Genomic DNA, 1,905 nt, shown 5'->3' with positions numbered 1-1,905 from the left:
ACGAACACACCCCGGACGGCTATGCCGGTCCGGTCCTCAGCGGCCACGGCCTTTCGTGGCCAGTGAACGCACCGGCGACAGCCGGTTGCAGGAGTTGCGTCAGCGATGGAAACCCGCAGGGCAGAGACGGCCTGCCGGCTCTGTGCGCAGCATGACAGCGCGCCCGGACGCCCGGGGAGACAGCATTCTGCCGGCGACAGAGGGCATTTCGGGTCTGAGATGGGCAACGATTAAGGTTTTGATAAGACATAAATTCAGTGAGCAGCCAGATTTAAAGCCGATGAAGGAAACACATGCTCGCTGAAAAATTATGTATGAAGAGTGAACCGCAGGACTGCTGGCAGGAGAATCAGGCGTAACCTGAGAACCGGAATGAATGGGCCAGTATCCTGTTATACATGCCCGGTTAATATCAGCGGACTGGCCGGGATACCTCTATCCGCCAGGTTAATTTACACATACAGAAGACTGAATCAGACCATCATCCATCCTGTCGCATTGTGCTGTTCTGTCCTGATGGCTCCCCCATACAGTTGCCGTTCCTGCCAGCACGCCAATCAGACAACCCGTGATAAATCCTTTCCGTGTTTTCACCAAAGCAGCCCCTGCAAATCCGCCACCACAGGTACATAATATAAATACGAAAATGTGCATTACAGCTCGGATCATCTCCATGATTTCTCCCGACTAATTATTAATATTTTCATATCAGCACACCCTGTGTTAATGCCCCGGCTCCATGCCAGGTGCAATTTATGCAGAGTGACCCTGAGTCACACTTTTAGAGCCGTATTTTTATACACTACCCCCTGTCTGTCATGAATAAAAATCGCTTCTGACAGGTGTTGATTGCACTCTTCTTTTCCCCTGCAGCAGACGGAGGCCGCGCCGTCAGGCGCGTGCCCTGCCGCCTGCGCGCCGAAGGCGCAAGGGGTTTTGCGCACCAGGAGGGTAGCGGCGGGCCTCCCTGCCCGGCCCCCTTTGTTACTGGTTAATGGCAAGGTATGCGCGCCTGAGTGCCGCCTGAATCGCATCCGTTTGTCTGCCTGCGCCTGCATCCGGCAGCCTGCCCGCCGCCTGCATCAGTATTTCCAGGTCACCGGCTGACAGAGTCACGGGCCGGCTGCGCTGTCCGGCGGCGTAGTGAATGTTGTCGGCAAGAACGCGAAGAGTTTCGGCTCCCACGCCCGCCTCGTGCTGCGCATCCCTGTCCCACGTGGCGAGGTCACGGACGATTTCGGCGGCGGTTTCCGCCGTTACGTGCTCCTCCCCCATAACCCGTATCACGTCTTCTTCACGCCAGATAATCAGCGTCATAAGCTCGTCAGATTTGTAACGCTGTGATAATCGGGCGCAGAGTTCATTAACGGTTCCGTACATGGTTTTTTCCTCTTAAGAGGGGCGGCCATGCCGCCCCGTGATTTATCAGTTCAGGGCGCAGAAAATGGCGGCGGCTTCGGGATGGGTTTTCACACACTCCATCAGCTGGCGGTGGCGCTGGCAGAAATGCGCACTCAGTTCTTCGTCGTCGTGGCGGTCGTACAGCCAGCTGCGGTGGTTAAGAACCAGCGCCGTGATGATGATCCCCGCCGCACCGGCGCTGATTTCCAGCTCCGTCCAGTGGTACGGATTGGAGTACATGTAGCGTTCTTCACCTTCCGGCTTCATGTAACCGCCGCCGCCCGGCAGCTGTACGAAGTCCCAGACCGTGCCGTCATAGTTCGCCAGGTAGCGGCTGGCGTAGAGGTACACGTTGTTTTCGGCCTGCGCGTAATCGTGACCAAACAGGGAAGGCAGAAAACGCAGGTTGACAAAATCGGCCAAAACTGACGCCGGCTGTAAAACGTGGGGTTGTGTGTTCATCAGACATCTCCGCAGTCAGAGGGGGTTAAGGTTCCGGCCTGT

Annotated in this window: 2 protein-coding genes; both read right to left on the bottom strand. The window is 56.5% G+C overall.

Features of this window, described 5'->3' with window-relative positions; all coding sequences use genetic code 11:
* Positions 1-984: 984 nt before the first annotated feature.
* The gene (locus HFD97_RS21965) at positions 985-1,380 is read right to left on the bottom strand and encodes a DUF1380 family protein (protein ID WP_167432545.1); all 396 of its coding nucleotides are present in this window, start codon (positions 1,378-1,380) and stop codon (positions 985-987) included.
* 45 nt (positions 1,381-1,425) lie between these two features.
* Positions 1,426-1,863 (bottom strand): antirestriction protein, encoded by a 438-nt coding sequence (locus tag HFD97_RS21960; RefSeq protein ID WP_167432544.1) that lies wholly within the window; start codon positions 1,861-1,863, stop codon positions 1,426-1,428.
* Positions 1,864-1,905 lie beyond the last annotated feature (42 nt).

The sequence above is a fragment of the Pantoea sp. EKM103V genome (assembly GCF_011800365.1).
In the GTDB taxonomy this organism is placed as follows: Bacteria; Pseudomonadota; Gammaproteobacteria; order Enterobacterales; family Enterobacteriaceae; genus Pantoea; species Pantoea anthophila.
Note: the sequence above shows the minus strand (reverse complement) of the source record. Positions and strands in the feature narration are given on the sequence as shown.

Bases quoted from the DNA above. Each gene is read 5' to 3' on its own strand.
- HFD97_RS21965 (WP_167432545.1), bottom strand. From the start codon at position 1,380: ATGTACGGAACCGTTAATGAACTCTGCGCCCGATTATCACAGCGTTAC.
- HFD97_RS21960 (WP_167432544.1), bottom strand. From the start codon at position 1,863: ATGAACACACAACCCCACGTTTTACAGCCGGCGTCAGTTTTGGCCGAT.